This is a genomic window from Segetibacter aerophilus, from assembly GCF_007991655.1.
Classification (GTDB): Bacteria; Bacteroidota; Bacteroidia; order Chitinophagales; family Chitinophagaceae; genus Segetibacter; species Segetibacter aerophilus.
In genome coordinates this window covers 1-17,658 of record NZ_BJYT01000011.1, presented here as the reverse complement: position 1 = coordinate 17,658, position 17,658 = coordinate 1, and the positions used below count along the sequence as shown (strand labels likewise).

General features: G+C 41.1%; 13 protein-coding genes. All 13 read left to right on the top strand.

Features of this window, described 5'->3' with window-relative positions; genetic code table 11:
- Position 1: 1 nt before the first annotated feature.
- A complete protein-coding gene (locus SAE01_RS14725; protein ID WP_147204550.1) occupies positions 2–1,888 on the top strand; it encodes a RagB/SusD family nutrient uptake outer membrane protein in 1,887 nt (628 codons plus the stop codon).
- Between the two features lie 209 nt (positions 1,889–2,097).
- On the top strand, positions 2,098–5,427 hold the full coding sequence (locus SAE01_RS14720) for a VCBS repeat-containing protein (protein WP_246113247.1): 3,330 nt from the start codon (positions 2,098–2,100) through the stop codon (positions 5,425–5,427).
- A gap of 64 nt (positions 5,428–5,491) precedes the next feature.
- Positions 5,492–6,685 (top strand): beta-1,2-mannosidase, encoded by a 1,194-nt coding sequence (locus SAE01_RS14715; RefSeq protein WP_147204549.1) that lies wholly within the window; start codon positions 5,492–5,494, stop codon positions 6,683–6,685.
- A gap of 101 nt (positions 6,686–6,786) precedes the next feature.
- Positions 6,787–7,161 carry a hypothetical protein gene (locus tag SAE01_RS14710; RefSeq protein WP_147204548.1) on the top strand — a complete coding sequence of 125 codons (375 nt, stop codon included), beginning with the start codon at positions 6,787–6,789 and terminating at the stop codon, positions 7,159–7,161.
- A 243-nt stretch (positions 7,162–7,404) separates the two neighbouring features.
- Positions 7,405–8,655, top strand: coding sequence for an MFS transporter (locus SAE01_RS14705; protein WP_147204547.1), 1,251 nt, complete (start codon positions 7,405–7,407; stop codon positions 8,653–8,655).
- Positions 8,656–9,030: 375 nt separating this feature from the next.
- On the top strand, positions 9,031–9,780 hold the full coding sequence (locus SAE01_RS14700) for an ROK family protein (protein ID WP_147204546.1): 750 nt from the start codon (positions 9,031–9,033) through the stop codon (positions 9,778–9,780).
- Positions 9,781–9,795: 15 nt separating this feature from the next.
- A complete protein-coding gene (gene tkt, locus SAE01_RS14695; RefSeq protein WP_147204545.1) occupies positions 9,796–11,805 on the top strand; it encodes a transketolase in 2,010 nt (669 codons plus the stop codon).
- 171 nt (positions 11,806–11,976) lie between these two features.
- A complete protein-coding gene (locus SAE01_RS14690) occupies positions 11,977–12,420 on the top strand; it encodes an RpiB/LacA/LacB family sugar-phosphate isomerase (protein WP_147204544.1) in 444 nt (147 codons plus the stop codon).
- Between the two features lie 112 nt (positions 12,421–12,532).
- Positions 12,533–13,633 (top strand): transaldolase, encoded by a 1,101-nt coding sequence (tal, locus tag SAE01_RS14685; RefSeq protein ID WP_147204543.1) that lies wholly within the window; start codon positions 12,533–12,535, stop codon positions 13,631–13,633.
- A 75-nt stretch (positions 13,634–13,708) separates the two neighbouring features.
- Positions 13,709–15,169, top strand: a complete 1,461-nt coding sequence (gene gnd, locus SAE01_RS14680) for an NADP-dependent phosphogluconate dehydrogenase (protein ID WP_147204542.1) — start codon at positions 13,709–13,711, stop codon at positions 15,167–15,169.
- A gap of 106 nt (positions 15,170–15,275) precedes the next feature.
- The gene (locus SAE01_RS14675; protein ID WP_147204541.1) at positions 15,276–15,692 is read left to right on the top strand and encodes a winged helix DNA-binding protein; all 417 of its coding nucleotides are present in this window, start codon (positions 15,276–15,278) and stop codon (positions 15,690–15,692) included.
- A gap of 93 nt (positions 15,693–15,785) precedes the next feature.
- Positions 15,786–17,303 carry a glucose-6-phosphate dehydrogenase gene (gene zwf, locus SAE01_RS14670; RefSeq protein ID WP_147204540.1) on the top strand — a complete coding sequence of 506 codons (1,518 nt, stop codon included), beginning with the start codon at positions 15,786–15,788 and terminating at the stop codon, positions 17,301–17,303.
- Positions 17,304–17,305: 2 nt separating this feature from the next.
- A partial coding sequence (locus SAE01_RS14665; RefSeq protein ID WP_174834617.1) for a 6-phosphogluconolactonase occupies positions 17,306–17,658 on the top strand: 353 nt, incomplete at its 3' end.

Here is a 17,658-nt window from a genome sequence, read left to right as displayed (position 1 = left end):
TATGAAGAAGACAATGCAGAAAACATTCATTCTGGTGCTTGCCTTAAGCAGCATGTTGACTGCCTGTAAAAAAGACTTTTTAAATACAAAGCCTTTAGACCAGGTGCCTGGTAGCGATACCTGGAAAGATGCAACGCTCTCAGAAGCATTTGTAAACAACCTATATGCAGGCTTAGGTCAAGGCGGGTTTGAAGAACAAATGATGGCGTCAGTTTCTGACGAGGCCATTTTTACACACGCAGGCAGAAGTATTAACGTTATCAACGAAGGAACTTTGAACCCTTCTAACCTTGGCTGGCAGAGTGGAAACTTTGAGTATGAGAACATGTATAACCGCATCCGTTCTACAAACATAGCTTTGGAGAATCTAGGTACAGCAACATTTGATGACAAGAGTTTGAAAGACAGATTGCTGGGAGAGACCAAGTTTTTAAGAGCCTATTACTACCAGCAACTACTAAGATTCTATGGTGGCATTCCCTTAATTACGAAAAGTTATGGGTTGGACCAAGATTATTCGATAGCGAGGAATACTTATGAAGAGTGTGTGAATTTTATTGTTAAAGATCTTGACTCTTCCGCACTATTATTAAAAGGTAAAGCTAAGGTTAGGGGAAAGGCTTCTGATTTGGCTGCCCTTGCTCTGAAATCACGTGTCCTAATATATGCTGCTAGTGACCTGCACGACATGCCTACAGCTAAGGCAAAATCCCCTGTATTGGCTGCGTATGCAAAACCTGAGCTAATAGGATACGTAACTGGAAGCAGAACTGCTCGCTGGCAAGCAGCTAAAGACGCAGCAAAAGCTGTGTTAGATGCAGCAGGGTCAGGATATAAAACAGATTTAACCGCTCCAGTTAGTTTTGAAGAGGCTAGGAAAAATTACATTTCGATAGCCATGGGCGGAGGAAGTAAAAGCCCTGAAGCTGATCCGGCCGCTGCTAAAGAATTATTGTTTGAAAGGACTTTTAGCACAAACTTAAACGAAGGCGCAGGCCAGGTAGGTTTATACAACGGCCCAAATGGTTATCATAACTGGTCAGGTAATTCTCCAATACAGGAGCTGGTGGATGACTATGAGATGATGGATGGAACAAAATTCGATTGGAATAAGCCTGAGCATAAAGCAAACCCATATGATAACAGGGAAGCTCGTTTCTATGCTACTATTTTGTATGATGGCGCTCCTTGGAAACCACGTGATAAAATTTCAGGTAACGTTGATCCTGCTAACCAAATACAAACCGGTACTTACAAAATTGGTAGCACAGTACTACCAGGGCTGGATACACGTCAAAGTTCAATAGAAAACTGGAATGGTAGCTGGACAGGTTATTATTTCAGGAAATTTACTGATCCTGATCCTAACATTATCGAAAATACACAGCGCCAGTACATTCCGTGGGGATTTTTAAAGTACACAGAAATGATGTTCAACTACGCTGAAGCTTGTATTGAGTTAGGATTAGATGCTGAGGCGAGGACTTGGATTAATAAGATACGGTTCAGAGCAGGCCTGCCCGCGGCTACAGAATCTGGTGATGCATTAAGACAGCGTTTGCGCAGTGAAAAGAGAATAGAAATGGCATATGAAGAACAACGATACCATGATGCCCGACGTTGGATGATTGCAAAAGAAACACTTGGTAGAACAACAACCTATATTGATGTTCAAGGGGTACTTAAGCCGGGAGCTACTGCTCCTTCGCCTTACAGAAAAGATCCAACGAAGTTTGACTATACTTACACTCCGGTGAAGACTACGAGTCTTGAAAACAGGAAGTGGGATGATAAAATGTATTACAGACCTTTTAGTTTGGACGAAGTAAAAAGGAATGCTGATCCAACTTCAAAAGCAACTAAGTTGGACCAAAATCCCGGATACTAAATAAAATAGATATTTAATTTAAGCGAAAATCTATGGCCCGACAGGGACGTAGATTTTCGCTTTTTAGTACTTTCCAAATTCTAAGAAATTTTAATTTTACTTCCCTAAAGATTTAAAGTATTAGCTAAAGAGTACAAGGGATGCATTAAAACGAAGTCCTGAACTTCGTATTATTGTTTATAAAAAATCATTTAAATCGTTAACTCCTTTTGAAGAATAAAACATTGAATTATATTTCGTTGGTAATCGGGTTAGCCTTATTACTAAGTTGCAGCAACTCAAATTCGAATGACGAGTCAAACAGTAGCTCCAGTTCACTATTTACTCTACTACCATCCACTCACACTCATGTGGAATTCAACAATGCTTTGGAGGAAGGATTGAACACAAACGTTTTAATCTATGAATACTTTTATAATGGCGGCGGGGTAAGCGTAGGTGATGTAAATGGCGACGGCTTGGAGGATTTATACTTTTCCGGAAACATGGTAGATAACAAGTTATACCTGAATAAAGGAAAAATGCAGTTCGAAGATGTTACCAATTCTGCAGGAGTAGCTGGAAGACCAGGACCTTGGAAAACCGGAGTTACCATGACTGATATCAATGGTGACGGGAAAAAGGACATCTACATATCTTATTCCGGCAAACTAAGAGGGGAAAAAAGAGTAAAGCAATTATTTATAAACGACGGTGCAGACAGCAACGGAATTCCCCACTTTAGCGAACAAGCGAAAAAGTATGGTTTAGATGACTCTTCTTATACAACACAATCCGTGTTCTTTGACTACGATAAGGATGGAGATCTTGACGTGCTGCTGTTAAACCATAGCATTGTTAGACGCACTATATTAGATGAGGCTACTATTAAGGAGCTCCTCAAAGAAAATGATCATTTGAGCGGGTTAAAGCTTTTACGAAATGATGATAATCACTTTAGCGAAGTAACTCAGTCAGTCGGTATTAAAAGCACTGTGCTATCGCATGGATTAGGAGCTGGCGTAGCAGATTTGAACGGAGATGGGCTGCAAGACATTTATATTTCTAACGATTATCTTGAACCTGACTTTTTCTATATGAATAATGGGAATGGCACTTTTACTGATCGGCTTCAAAACAGTGTTGGCCACACTTCTTTCTTCTCAATGGGTAACGACATTTCTGATATTAATAACGATGGACTAAATGACCTTGTAAGCCTCGATATGCTGCCGGAAGATAATCACAGGCAAAAGTTGTTATTTGCTCCCGACAACTATGAAAAAGTAGATGTCAATATTCGCTCTGGGTTTTATTACCAGTACATGAGCAACATGCTCCACTTAAATAATGGCAATGGAACATTCAGTGAAATAGGGCAACTGGCTGGTATCTCAAACACCGACTGGAGTTGGGCGCCCCTTCTTGCCGACTACGACAACGATGGATGGAAAGATCTGTTTGTATCTAACGGAGTTTTAAGAGATTTTACAAACCAGGATTTTTTGAAGTTTATGGGCGAAAACTTCAAGGACCGGCAATTGACAAGAAGCGATCTACTTGACGCTGTAGGTAAGATGCCTTCAACGAATGTTTCTAATTATTTTTTTAAAAATAATGGAGACCTAACTTTTAGCAATGTTAGCAAGGCGTGGAGTGCGGATTCCACATCCGACAGTAACGGAGCCGCTTATGCAGATTTGGATAATGATGGAGATCTTGACCTGGTTGTCAATAACATCAATCAGCCTGCTTTCATTTATCAGAACGAAGCCAATACCCAGCTAAAGAACAATTTTCTGAAGATCAATCTAAAGGGCTTTGGCCAAAATACTGAAGGGCTAGGAGCAAAGGTTTCAATCTTTTTCAAAGATAAAATGCAATACCTCGAACAGATGCCAACCCGTGGCTTTCAATCGGGTGTTTCGTCAATTCTTCATTTTGGTTTAGGAAAAGATAACTTAGTAGACTCGGTAAAGGTAATATGGCTAAGTGGCAAACAGCAAATGATTAAGGCTGTGCAAGCAAATCAAATGATGACTCTGAAGGAAGCTGATGCGATGTTTATAAAAAGCCGACAACAGAAAGCCCTTCCTTTATTTACAGAAGTATCCTCGCCTATTAAATTCACAACTGCGTCTAATACAATCAATGATTTTAAAAGACAGCCCCTTCTTGTTAATCCACTTTCTTTTTCAGGTCCTTGCTTAGTAAAAGGAGATGTAAATGGTGATGGGCTCGAGGATGTTTACGTGGGCGGAGGAAGTGGAAAGGCAGGTGCAATTTTTCTGCAGCAAAAAAATGGAGGCTTTTTAGAGCAAAAGCAGGCTGCACTCGAAGCAGACAAAGCATGTGAAGACGCTGACGCATTATTCTTTGACGCCAACAAAGATGGTTTTAATGATTTGTACATAGCCAGCGGTGGCTATCATAGTTATCTACCCGAAGATGTAATGTTACAAGATCGGCTATACCTTAATGATGGTAAAGGAAATTTTACAAAAAGTGAAAGTGTAGTACCCGCAATTCGAACAAGTAAAAGTTGTGTACGTGCGAACGATATAAACGGAGACGGCTTTCTTGATCTTTTTATTGGCGGAAGAGTTATTCCAGGGCGCTATCCCGAGACGCCTCAGAGTTACTTACTAATCAACGATGGTAAGGGCCACTTCACTGATCAAACCACTACTATATCATCTGCGTTGCAAAAGATTGGAATGGTAACGGATGGCGCATGGGTAGATTTAAATGGCGATCAAAAAAACGAGCTTGTAATTGTAGGGGAGTGGATGCCGGTAACAGTATTTGAAAATATTAATGGCAAGTTGGAAAACAGAACTGATAATTATTTTGAAAGAAAGTATAGCGGCTGGTGGAATAAAATAACAACCGGGGATTTTAATGCTGATGGAAAAACTGATCTTATCATTGGCAACCAGGGATTGAACACACAATGCAAGGCTTCAGACAAAGAGCCGGCTGAAATGTTTTATAAAGACTTTGATGACAACGGATCAATCGATCCAATCCTTTGTTTTTATATCCAGGGTAAAAGTTATCCTTATGTGACCCGAGATGAATTGCTTGACCAGATGAGCATTATGCGAACACGTTTTACTGATTATAAAAGCTATGCAGATGCAACACTGAAAGATATTTTTACTGAACAAGAATTAACGGGTGCAGGAAGGTTGCAGGCGAACTACTTGCAAACAGCTTATTTTGAAAGTGGTCCCGACAAGAAGTTTCATGAAAAGAAGTTACCCTTACAAGCACAATTTTCTCCCGTCTTTACGATTACTCCTTTAGATTACGACAAAGATGGAAAAGAAGACCTATTGTTGTGCGGAAATATCAATCATGCACGCCTGAGATTTGGTAAATACGATGCCAATTACGGAACATTGTTGAAGGGTAACGGCAAGGGTGACTTTACATATGTAACGCAGGCAAGTTCCGGCTTCAATATTTGGGGCGATGTAAGAAGCGTAATCAACATAAATAAAACTTTGCTTTTTGGAATAAATCAACAGGGCATTAAGGCTTATAAAGCGAAGTAGAACTGCGAACTTACTTTAGATGTTTTTATGTCAAAAACGTCTAAACCAAATAAAACATATCAGCATGCGCACAGAAAACAAATGGCAGATTAGAAGTGTGTTGGTAGTTTTTTCATTAGCTTTCCTATTCCAACATTCAATTTCTCAGAAGAATGCGACGTTGCCTTCCTGGGCCTTTGGCCCTTTTGTTCGGCCTCAAAACGTAAATCCTGTTTTGTCTCCTAAGCCTGCAAGCAGATTTTTGGATCCGATGAGTAACACACAAGTTGCTTGGGAATCGAACGATGTCTTTAACCCTGCAGCAACAATTAGAAACAACAAGATTTGTATTCTTTATCGTGCAGAAGACAAATCAGGAGTAGCTATTGGCACCAGAACTTCCCGACTGGGTTTAGCTGAAAGTGTAGACGGTATTACGATGAAGAGGCGTCAAACTCCGGTACTATTTCCAGGGAACGATAATCAAAAAGAATTTGAATGGCCCGGTGGCTGCGAAGATCCTCGTGTTGCCATGACATCCAACGGTACTTATATAATGTTTTACACGCAGTGGAATAAAAAAGTTCCAAGGATTGGTGTGGCTACCTCAAAAGATCTGGTTACATGGACAAAGCATGGTCCCGCATTTAGAAAGGCTTACAATGGTCAGTTTTTCAATATGGCGACTAAGTCAGCATCCATTATAACAAAGCTTGTGAATGGGAAACAGGTAGTAGCGAAAATCAATGGGAAGTATTGGATGTATTGGGGCGAGCATTTTGTAAATACTGCAACTTCAAACGACCTCATTAACTGGCAACCTATGCTCGATGAGAAAGGTGAATTGAAACAATGTATAGCGACGCGGCCCGGCTATTTCGATAGTGACTTAACAGAGTGTGGGCCACCAGCAATCATGACAGATAAAGGCATCTTACTTATATACAATGGAAAGAATAAAGCAGGAGAGGGAAGTGATAAAAATTACACTGCTAATACTTATGCTGCAGGCCAGGTCTTGTTTGATTTAAAAGATCCGACAAAGCCAATTGCAAGACTAGACAAACCGTTTTTCGTACCTGAAGAGTCTTTTGAAAAAAGTGGCCAATACCCTGCAGGAACGGTTTTCACAGAAGGATTGGTTTACTTTAAAAAGAAATGGTTCTTGTATTATGGCTGTGCGGACTCACGGGTAGCAGTAGCTATATATGACGAGGGAAAGTCCAACTCTAAAACGGTGAAGGCAACGAGCAAAGCAAGTAGATTTCCAGTAAAATGAAAGCGTGAGTATTCAAATAAAACATCAAGTCTTTTAGTGCAGTGTGCAAACTTTTTGTACTTTGATCAAATTATTTAACGATTAGCTAAAACACATAAATTATGAAAAAAAGTTTCTTTTGCTTGTTACTGATAACACTTGTATCGGGCTCAATTAAGGCCCAGCTTGCTAATAGTAAATGGAAGGGCGTTTTGGAATTAGGCAGCCCCGTAAATGTTTCCTTTGAATTCGGCAAAGACACCTTGGCTGTAATGAACCTTGATCAAAGTTCTGTTCTTGAAACAATGATTTATAAGGTGACCAATTCAACATTTACGCTTGTAAAAGTTTCCGGACAAAGTGATTGTGAAACTTCAACCATTGGCAAGTATAAGTACGAGATAAAAGAGAATACTTTAATCTTAACAACGATAGAAGATGTTTGCGAGGATCGTGGGCCTGTTCTCAATAATCTAAAATTGGTCAAAAATACTTGATAGCTTAAAGCTTGTCTAATCGTTTCACGGCATTGAGACTGCAGAATTAAAAGCAGCAATGCGTGGAGTTTTGGAGCTTGACTGCGGCAATCAATAAAAAGTAAATGTCTTTGATATACGAGATTTATTTTTTTGTTTGATAAACACAAGATTTTTAAACAGATATAGCTATTTTACCTCCTCAAATTTTATTAACCAATAACATCTTTATTCCCCTCATTTTAAAATCTAACAGCTTACATTATGGCTAACGAAAACATTAACAGAAGCGCCTTGTTTAACGGTAGTTGCTTTGCCCTTATTACCACGGCCTTTACTTTCTCAATCCGGGCGGGCGTTCTGCCCCAGTTAGGCGAGGCCTTTGGCCTTTCAGCCGAACAACTTGGTTTCATCAACTCTATGTGGTTTCTGGGATTTCCTATTTCTATGATTATCGGTGGCCTTGTGTATCACACTTTCGGTCCAAAAAATATTATGTTGGTAGCTTTTGTTTGCCACACCATCGGAATTTTGTTGACGATTTATGCGGGTGGTTATACAACATTGCTTATTTCCACACTGTTTATTGGCATTGGTAACGGTTGTACTGAAGCTGCTTGTAACCCTATGATAGCCGATATGTATTCCGGTATTACGATGCAGAAAATGTTAGCGCGCTTTCATATGTGGTTCCCAGGTGGAATACTCGTTGGCTCCCTCATCTCTTACTTTATGACCAAGATGGATATGAGTTGGGAAGCCCAGATGTGGGTTACCATGGTTCCAACAGTAATCTATGCTGTTTTATTTTTCGGAAAAACATTTCCCAAGCCTCAGTTGGAAGAAGCCAACTCGCTCTCTCAAAACTTTAAAGCAATGCTTAGCCCGGTTTATATTTTTCTTTTCTTCTGCATGGCGCTTACCGCTATTTCAGAATTTGGTCCGGGCCAGTGGGTAAGTGTTGTTTTAAGTAGCAGCGGAGCAGAACCTATGATCATACTAGCCCTTACTTCTGGTCTAATGGCCGTGGGAAGATTTTTTGCAGGACCTGTTGTTGCGAAATTTGGTCAAACAGGTGTACTGTTGATGGGAGCTATTTTCGCTACTATTGGTATTTATTTGTTTAGTTCAGTAACCGGACCGGTGGCCTATCTGGCAGCGGTGGTTTTCGCAATGGGCGTGTGTTATTTCTGGCCTGTGATGATTGGCTCAGTAGCACAAAGAGTTCCAAGAAGCAGTGCCCTCGGTATGTCTATTGTTGGTGGGGTGGGAATGTTTTCTACCGCTATTTTCCAGCCGATTATTGGTGGTTGGATTGATAGCGCTCGCACAGAAAACACAGCGAGAGGACTTACAGGCAATGCACTGGAACTAGCGACGGGTCAACATGCGCTACGAAACATGATGACCTTTCCTGCTATATTAATTGTACTGTTTATTATATTCTTCATTTGGCAAAAAAATTCAAAAACCAGCCCAAGTGAATTAGAGATGACAATGAGCACCGGCCATTAGGTATTCCATTTGTAGAGAAATTTTTAAAAAGGATACCATCGCGTATCCTTTTTGAATTTGTACCATTTTGCCTTAAAAAAGGTCAAAACTAATTCATTGCAAAACGATCCATGTTAGAAGAATTACCGGGTACAACAACGGCTTGATTTTTTTAGCAAACCTCCCGAAGTCTTAGATGATCTGAAAACACCAAAGGTTTCAGGCCAAACTATGTGTACTATAAGGACAAGGTTTCATCAGCATAAAAATTGCAAGTCTTATCTTTATAAAAAAAGCTGTGAATTTGTTTTAAGCTTTGAAATGCTTTGAACCATTTACAGCCGTTATTACTAACTACTTCAATTTGAATTCCTCACAACAAACATCAACTCTTTAATGGAAACAACCTCATACCAAAATATTCTTTCAATAGACATTGGCGGCTCGCATGTGAAAGCAACGATTTTAAACAGAGACGGCGTGCTTACAATGGAGTACCAAAGAGTGGAAACGCCTAAGCCAACAACTCCCGAAAAACTGTTGGAGACAATACAAGGACTAACAAAAAATTTTCCTGTGTTTGACTGTATTTCTGTTGGGTTTCCCGGTTACGTAAAAAACGGGGTAGTAATTACTGCACCTAATCTTGATACTTCACTCTGGCATAATGTGGACTTAAAGAAATTGTTGTCCGATACTTTGGGTAAACCTGCAAAAGTGGTAAACGATGCAGACATGCAGGGTCTTGGGGTAGTTAACGGAAAGGGTTTCGAAATTGTAGTAACACTGGGTACCGGCTTCGGAACAGCGTTGCTAATGGATGGTAATCTTTTGCCTCACCTCGAGATTGCACACCATCCGATTACCAAAAGCAAAGACTACGACCAATACATTGGCGAAAAAGTGATGTTGGAAATTGGTGATAAAAAATGGAACAAACGAATAAAAAGAGTACTTGAGATTCTGCAAACGGTTTTTAATTACGACCATCTATATATTGGCGGAGGAAACGCAAAAAAAATAAACTTCGATCTTGATTCTAATATCACCATCATCTCAAACAAAGATGGAATAAAAGGCGGTGCAAGGCTTTGGAGAACAGAGGAGCGTCCGCAGGTTAAAGCTAATTACACATCTATCCAGTAGCTATAAAAAAACATTATGTCTGAAACAACTCAGTCCACAGAACAGTTAGGAATAAATACAGTGAGAGTTTTGGCAGCTGATGCTGTACAAAAAGCTAACTCTGGTCATCCGGGTATGCCAATGGGTGCAGCTCCGATGGCCCATGTGCTCTGGGCACATAGTATGAATTATAATCCTAAAAGTCCGAGATGGCCAAACCGCGACAGATTTATCTTGTCAGCAGGCCATGGAAGTTTGTTGCAATACAACTTTTTATACCTGACGGGATACGCGCTGACGTTAGAGGATATCAAAAATTTCAGGCAACTGCACAGCAAGACACCGGGCCATCCTGAATTTGGAATAACAGATGGGATTGAGATTACAACTGGTCCACTCGGTCAGGGTTTTGCTGAAGGAGTTGGTTTTGCGATTGCTCAAAAACATCTTGCAGCTCGTTTTAACCGACCCGGCTTTGAGATTTTTAATTACCACATTTATGCTATCTGTAGCGATGGTGATTTGATGGAAGGTGTAACAGCCGAAGCGGCGTCTTTAGCCGGCCATCTCGAGCTGGGTAACATGATTTACCTGCACGACGACAACCATATTTCAATCGAGGGAAATACGGAGATCACTTTTAACGAAGACATACAAAAACGTTTTGAGGCTTATGGCTGGCACGTGCAAGTAGTAAGTGACGGTAATGATATAGAGGCAATAAAAAATGCCGTACACAATGCAAAGCACGAAACGAAACGTCCGTCACTAATAAAGGTGAGAACAGAAATAGCATACGGCAGCCCCAACAAAGTGAACACAGCCGGCGCACACGGATCACCACTAGGCGCCGATGAAGTGAAGGCTGTTAAAAAGTTTCTTGGCTTTGATCCTGAGAAGTCGTTTGATGTACCGGAGGAAGTTTTAAGTTACTACAACAAGGTTGGTCAACGAGGCGCGCCGATAGAAGATGAATGGAATAAATTATATGCTTCTTACAAAGAAGCGTTCCCGGAGCTGGCGGCAGAATATGAACTTATGCGCAGTGGTAAACTGCCTGACGGTTGGACAGATAAACTGCCTGTTTTTAAAGCAGGAGAGAAAATAGCTACTCGTAAAGCATCAGGTAAAACTTTAAATGCAATTGCATCAAGCCTTCCTAGTTTGATTGGGGGTTCTGCGGATCTTTCGCCTTCTACCGATACCTTTTTAAATGATTTTGAATCCTTTACACCTCAAACTCCTGAAGGTCGCAATTTCCATTTTGGTATTAGAGAGCATGCGATGGGCGCCGCTTTAAACGGCATTGCGTTATCAGAAGGCATGATACCTTACGGAGCCACCTTCCTGATTTTTTCTGAGTATATGAGGCCGCCTATTCGCCTCGCTTCTATCATGAAGGTTCGTTCCATATTTGTTTTTACGCATGATAGTATTGGTCTTGGCGAAGATGGTACAACCCATCAACCGGTTGAGCAATTAATTTCACTTCGATCTATTCCGAACCTACATGTTATCAGACCCGCCGATGCAAACGAAACCGCGCAGGCATGGAAGTGGGCCATCCAACACAACGAAGGACCCGTAGCACTGATCTTGTCAAGACAAAATCTGCCGGTACTTGACCAGGAAAAATATACTCCTGCAACTGAGCTGGAGAAAGGTGCTTATATATTGTCGGAAGCCCAGGGCGAGCCGCAACTAATTTTGATAGCTACAGGTTCAGAAGTTTCTCTCATTATGGACGCTCAGGTGAAATTGCAGGAGGAAGGAATAGCTGCAAGGGTAGTTAGCATGCCATCATGGGAATTATTTGAAAAACAAGATTCTTCTTACAGAGAAAAAGTATTTCCAAAAAACCTGAGAAAGCGTTTGGCAGTTGAAGCGGGTTCAACTTTGGGCTGGCACAAATATGTGACAGATGAAGGTGACGTTATTGGAATGAACACATTTGGGGAGTCAGCACCGGCAGAAGCGTTGTTTGAACTATTTGGCTTTACAGTAGAAAATGTCGTAAAAAGAGCCAAAGCGCTCCTTTCGAAATAGGGTTGTTTATAACTTGAATTTTTACTTTTACAAATGGAATGGAGGCTTGCATTAGGGTTGTTGCGGTGAAACCAATAAGTACAAGTGAGTGACACAACAAAAGATGCGCAAGGAATTACCGATGGCTACGCAAAAAATAGAAACGAAATTTTGAGTTTGAATTAGGTCGTTATGAAAATAGGAATAGCAGCAGATCATGGGGGATTTCAGCTAAAACAATTTCTTGCCCCGATAATATCCAAACTAGGGTGTGAAGTAGTGGACTTTGGTGCTACAGAACAAAATGACCAGGACGATTATCCTGATTTTGTAATCCCGTTAGCGAAAGCCGTTGCAAGCAAAGAAGTTGATCGCGGCATTGCTGTTTGTGGTAGCGGAGTAGGCGCATCTATCGCCGCAAATAAAGTAACAGGTGTACGTGCCGCCCTGGTTCATGATCATTTTTCTGCACACCAGGGCGTTGAGGACGACGACATGAATTTGCTTTGCCTCGGCGGAAGAGTTGTAGGCAACAACGTAGCCCAGGAAATTATACAAACGTTTTTAGAGGCAAAATTTACCGAAGCAGAAAGACACGTTAGACGATTACAGAAAGTAAAACGACTGGAGGAATAGGGGGTAGCTACAAACTGCAAGCTACAAGTTGCCCCCGGGTTTTAGAAACAATTATTTACGGCGCATAGCATAAAGCTTATAGCTTGCCGCTAAAAAGAAAAAAATTATCAAAATGGAAACAAATAGAGTTAAAAGGATTCATGATTTTGACCAGAGTATCTGGCTGGACTTTATAGACAGAAAGATCATGAACACAGGCGAACTGGATAAGCTGATTAATGAAGACGGCGTGAGAGGAATTACTTCAAACCCCGCCATATTTGAAAAGGCAATTAGTAGTAGTTCGGATTATGATGAGGATATCAAAACCTTGTCTAAGGAAAAACAAAACAATGAAGAACTCTTTTACGCCCTGGCTATAAAAGATATTCAGCGTGCAGCGGACATGCTTTTGCCGGTGTATAACGAAGAGGTGCAAGGGGCAGATGGATACGTTAGTCTTGAAGTGTCGCCTTTGCTAGCGAAAGACACTGAGGGAACAGTAAAGCAGGCAAGAGAGCTTTGGAAGTTAGTAGATCGCAAAAACGTAATGATCAAAATTCCGGGAACTGCTGAAGGGTTAAAAGCAATCAAAACCTGTATCAGTGAAGGAATAAATATAAACGTCACCCTGCTTTTTGGCCTTCCGCGCTATACAGAAGTTACAGAGGCTTATATATCGGGATTGGAAGATCGGGTGGCAGCAAATCAGCCTATCGGCGAAATTTCCTCAGTTGCGAGTTTTTTCTTAAGCCGTATAGATGTGATGGTAGATCCGATGCTTGAAGAAAAAGGTTTATCACGACTAAAAGGTGAAGTAGCGATAGCTTCGGCAAGAAAAGCCTACGAGATTTATAAGAATATTTTTAGTAGTGAGAGATTTAAAAAACTGGAAGAAAAAGGTGCAAAGCCTCAACGCCTGTTATGGGCAAGTACCGGAAGCAAGGATCCTGCTTTCAGCGATGTGAAATATATAGAAGCTCTAATTGGACCAAAGACAGTCAACACAGTTCCAATGGAAACGCTTGAAGCATACAGAGATCATGGCGAACCTCAAAGCCGGTTAGAAGATGATTTAGATAAGGCAACCCAGGTGCTGAACGACTTGAAAAATGCAGGCATCGACATTGACCAGATAACTCAAAAATTAGAAGATGAGGGAGTTGAGAAATTCAACAAGCCTTACAATAAATTGATGGATGCCATCGAGACACAAAGAAAGCAACTAAGCTAGTGCGAGGATAGAGTTCTTGTCGCTTTTTTAAATCGACGCATCTTTTATATTCCTACAAGAAATTTTTAAATTATTATGGACGAAAAACAAGCAACCGGGCTCCAGTTTGGAATGATAGGCCTGGGAACAATGGGACGTAATCTTTTATTGAATATGGCAGAGCATGGCTTTGCAGTGGCAGGCTATGATAAGGATCTGGAAAAGGTAAGGTTGCTGGGTGAAGAGGGCAAGGATTCTCCTGTCAAAGGTTTCGATACTTTAGAGGCCTTTATTCAAAGTTTGAAAACTCCCAAGGTTGTAATGATGTTGGTGCCTGCAGGAAAAATCGTAGACAGTGTGATAGCAGATCTTAAACCTTTGCTTTCTCCCGGCGATATTATTATCGATGGCGGTAATTCTCATTTTACAGACACGATCATAAGAGATACAGATCTTCAACAGGTAGGTTTACACTTCTTCGGAATGGGTATTTCAGGAGGGGAAGAAGGTGCGCGTAAAGGGCCAAGCATGATGCCGGGTGGAGATAAATCAGCGTACGAATTTGTTAAGCCTATTCTCGATACGATTGCGGCCCAGGTTAACAACGAACCCTGCGTTACTTATATCGGTCCCGGTGCCTCAGGTCACTTTGTAAAAATGGTACACAATGGCATTGAGTATGGAGTAATGCAGTTGATTGCAGAAACATACGAGTTGTTGTATAAGGGAATCCAGTTGCCTGAAAACGAGATCTATGACCTTTTCAGCAAGTGGAACGAAGGAAGACTGCAGTCTTTTCTTATTGAGATAACGCGTGACATTTTTGCTTTCAAGGAACCAGGATCAGATCATTTATTAATACACAATATTAAAGACCAGGCAAGAGCTAAGGGCACCGGCAAGTGGACGTCACAAGTGGCTTACGATTTAGAAACTCCCATCACTGCCATTGATACTGCAGTTTCTATGCGTGATCTTTCAAAGTATAAGCAGTTGCGAACACAGGCAGCTTCTCTCTACGGTGAGACTTTGCCTCGTCTAAACATCATTAATAAAGACGATTTTCTTACCAATCTTGAGCGAGCGTTTTATTTCAGTATGATCGTTACCTACTCACAGGGAATGCACATGCTTTACCAGGCTTCCAAAGCATATGGTTACGATTTTCAATTGCAGGAGATTGCTAAGATTTGGAGAGGCGGTTGTATTATTCGCTCCCAGTTTCTCAATGATATTTATAACGCTTATCAAAACAACCAGCAGTTGCAGCATCTCTTGTTAGATGAGCAAATTGCTGCGCAGGTAACCGAGACTTTGCAGGCAACAAGAACCGTAGTTGCAGGGGCTATTACAAGCGGCCTTGCCGTTCCTGCTTACGCTGCGGCACTTAGTTATTTCGACACGTTCAGAAGCGAGCGTATGCCGGCGAATTTAATCCAGGCACAACGTGATTTTTTCGGTGCACATACTTATGAGTTAATCGGAAAAGAGGGCTTCTTTCATACGCACTGGTCAGGAGATCCGGTAACTGCTTTAAACAACGGCGTAACGGGTTAGATGGGTTATTAGCCCAGCCCCCTACAAGTATTTAGCTTCTCTTGCGTCGCACTCTTGTACGGTAATAATATAACTCAGCTGTAAGCGATGTAGCTCAAGCATATCAATGGAACCGAAGAAACTTCCTATAGGATATTACGTAAAACAAGTGGACGAGCTACTAACAAAGGGCATCGACGAAATCCAAAACGAGTTTGCACTTAACAGAAAGGGTTGGCAGGTTTTGAACACTGTTTTTCAAAAAGGCGAAATAAGCAGAACAGATCTTCAAAGCTTAATGAAGCCTTTTGCAGACCTTGAGGCTTTGAACGTTATAGTTGCAGAATTACAGGAAAGGCAATTAATGATTGAGAAAGAAGAACAGTTGAGTCTAACGAGCAAAGGAATTGAACTACACAAAAGCTGTTTGCAAAAACAACAGGCGTTCAGACAAAAAGCAATGGCGAATATATCAGAGCTACAATACGAAACAACTTTGACGACTTTACAAAAGATGATCGAAAACCTTCAAAGTAAGCTTTGATAAAAAGTATTAAACAAAGCCGCAGTGAGAAACGATTCTTAATCCCAACGGGTTCATTAAACCAAAACATTAAAATAGAAAATCGAAATTTAAATGAGCATAGATAGCAGATCTAAAACTACAATATTTGTCATTTTTGGTGGAACGGGCGACCTCAACTCGCGCAAGCTTGCACCAGCGTTGTACAATTTGTTTTTAGATAATTGGTTACCCGAAAATTTCTCCATCATTGGTACAGGCAGAACCAAGTACACAGAAGATGATTACCGGAATACGCTTTTAAAAGATATCAACGAGTTTTCACGTTCCGGAGAAGCAGATCCTGCAAAGTGGCAGGAGTTTGCAAACCATCTTCATTACCAGGTTTCTGATCTCAATAAAATTGAAACTTACCAGGAGTTTGGCCAGCGTATTAAAACGCACCAGGAGGATTGGCAAACCACTGCAACTGTTATTTTTTATCTCGCCGTCTCCCCTAATTTTTTCGAAGTCATTGCACAAAATATAGCGGCCTGTAAGCTCGCTGAAGATGCAGATAACACGAGGATCGTTATAGAAAAGCCGTTCGGAAAAGACCTCGACTCTGCTACAGCTTTAAACAAATTGTTGGGTGGTCTATTCGAAGAAAAACAAATCTATCGGATCGACCACTACCTCGGTAAGGAAACAGTTCAAAACATTCTTGCCTTTCGATTTGCCAATTCTCTTTTCGAACCCACCTGGAACCGGAACTATATAGAGTACGTTCAAATCTCAGTAACAGAACGGCTCGGCGTCGAAGATCGCGGAGATTATTACGAAGGATCAGGTGCTCTAAGAGACATGGTTCAAAATCACATATTACAACTGCTTTGCCTTATAGCCATGGAGCCACCGGTAACATTTGTTGGCGAAGAAGTTCGTAACCGTAAAGTAGATGTGCTACGAGCCATGCGCCCATTCTCTTCAGAAGACGTTAGAAAAAATGCAGCGCGCGGCCAGTATGGCGAAGGCTGGATAGAAGGTAAGCAAGTACCAGCTTATAGAAACGAAACGAAGGTAGACCCACAATCAAACACCGAAACCTTTGCGGCCATCAAGTTTTTTGTTGACAATTGGCGTTGGCAAAATGTGCCTTTTTATGTAAGAACCGGTAAAAGAATGCATGAAGCCGCTTCGGTCATCACCATACAATTTAAAGATGTTCCCCATCTTATATTTCCCGGGGAAGCCACAGACAACTGGCAGCAAAACAGACTGATTATTAGCATTCAGCCAGAGATGAGTATCCGTTTACAGGTGCAGGCAAAACGTCCCGGTCTCGATATGGTACTTAATACGGTCGATATGGTGTTCGACTACAAAAGTGCTTATACCAGTTATACGCCTGAAGCTTATGAAACCCTTTTGTTAGATACGATTGTAGGTGACCAAACCTTGTTTATGCGTGGCGACCAGGTAGAGGCTGCATGGAGTTTAATCATGCCAATTTTAAGCGCATGGGAAAGTAAAAAGAGTGTAAACTTTCCTAACTATTCTTCTGACTCATGGGGACCTGAAATTGCGGAAGCGCTGATTGCACGTGATGGATTTCATTGGGTTACCCTTCCTCAAAACAATAAAAAGAAGTAGTGATGCTGCATGTTTCAAAAACAACCAAAGAAGTTTTACAGGCTGCCGCAGAATACTTTGTGCAAACAGCAAAGGAGGCAATCTCTAAACACGGACGGTTTACAGTAGCATTGTCAGGTGGCAGTTCTCCGAAAGGGCTGTTTGAATTACTTGCGTCGGATTTTAAAAGTTTGATTGAATGGGATAAGATTTATTTCTTTTTTGGAGATGAAAGGTATGTTCCTTCAGACCATCCTGACAGCAATGCTCTGATGGCCAAAAAAGCACTCTTCGATCCTCTTAATATTTCCGCACATCAAATTTTTGCTATCGATACTTCATTAGAGCCTAAGGCAACTGCTGAAGCATATCAAAA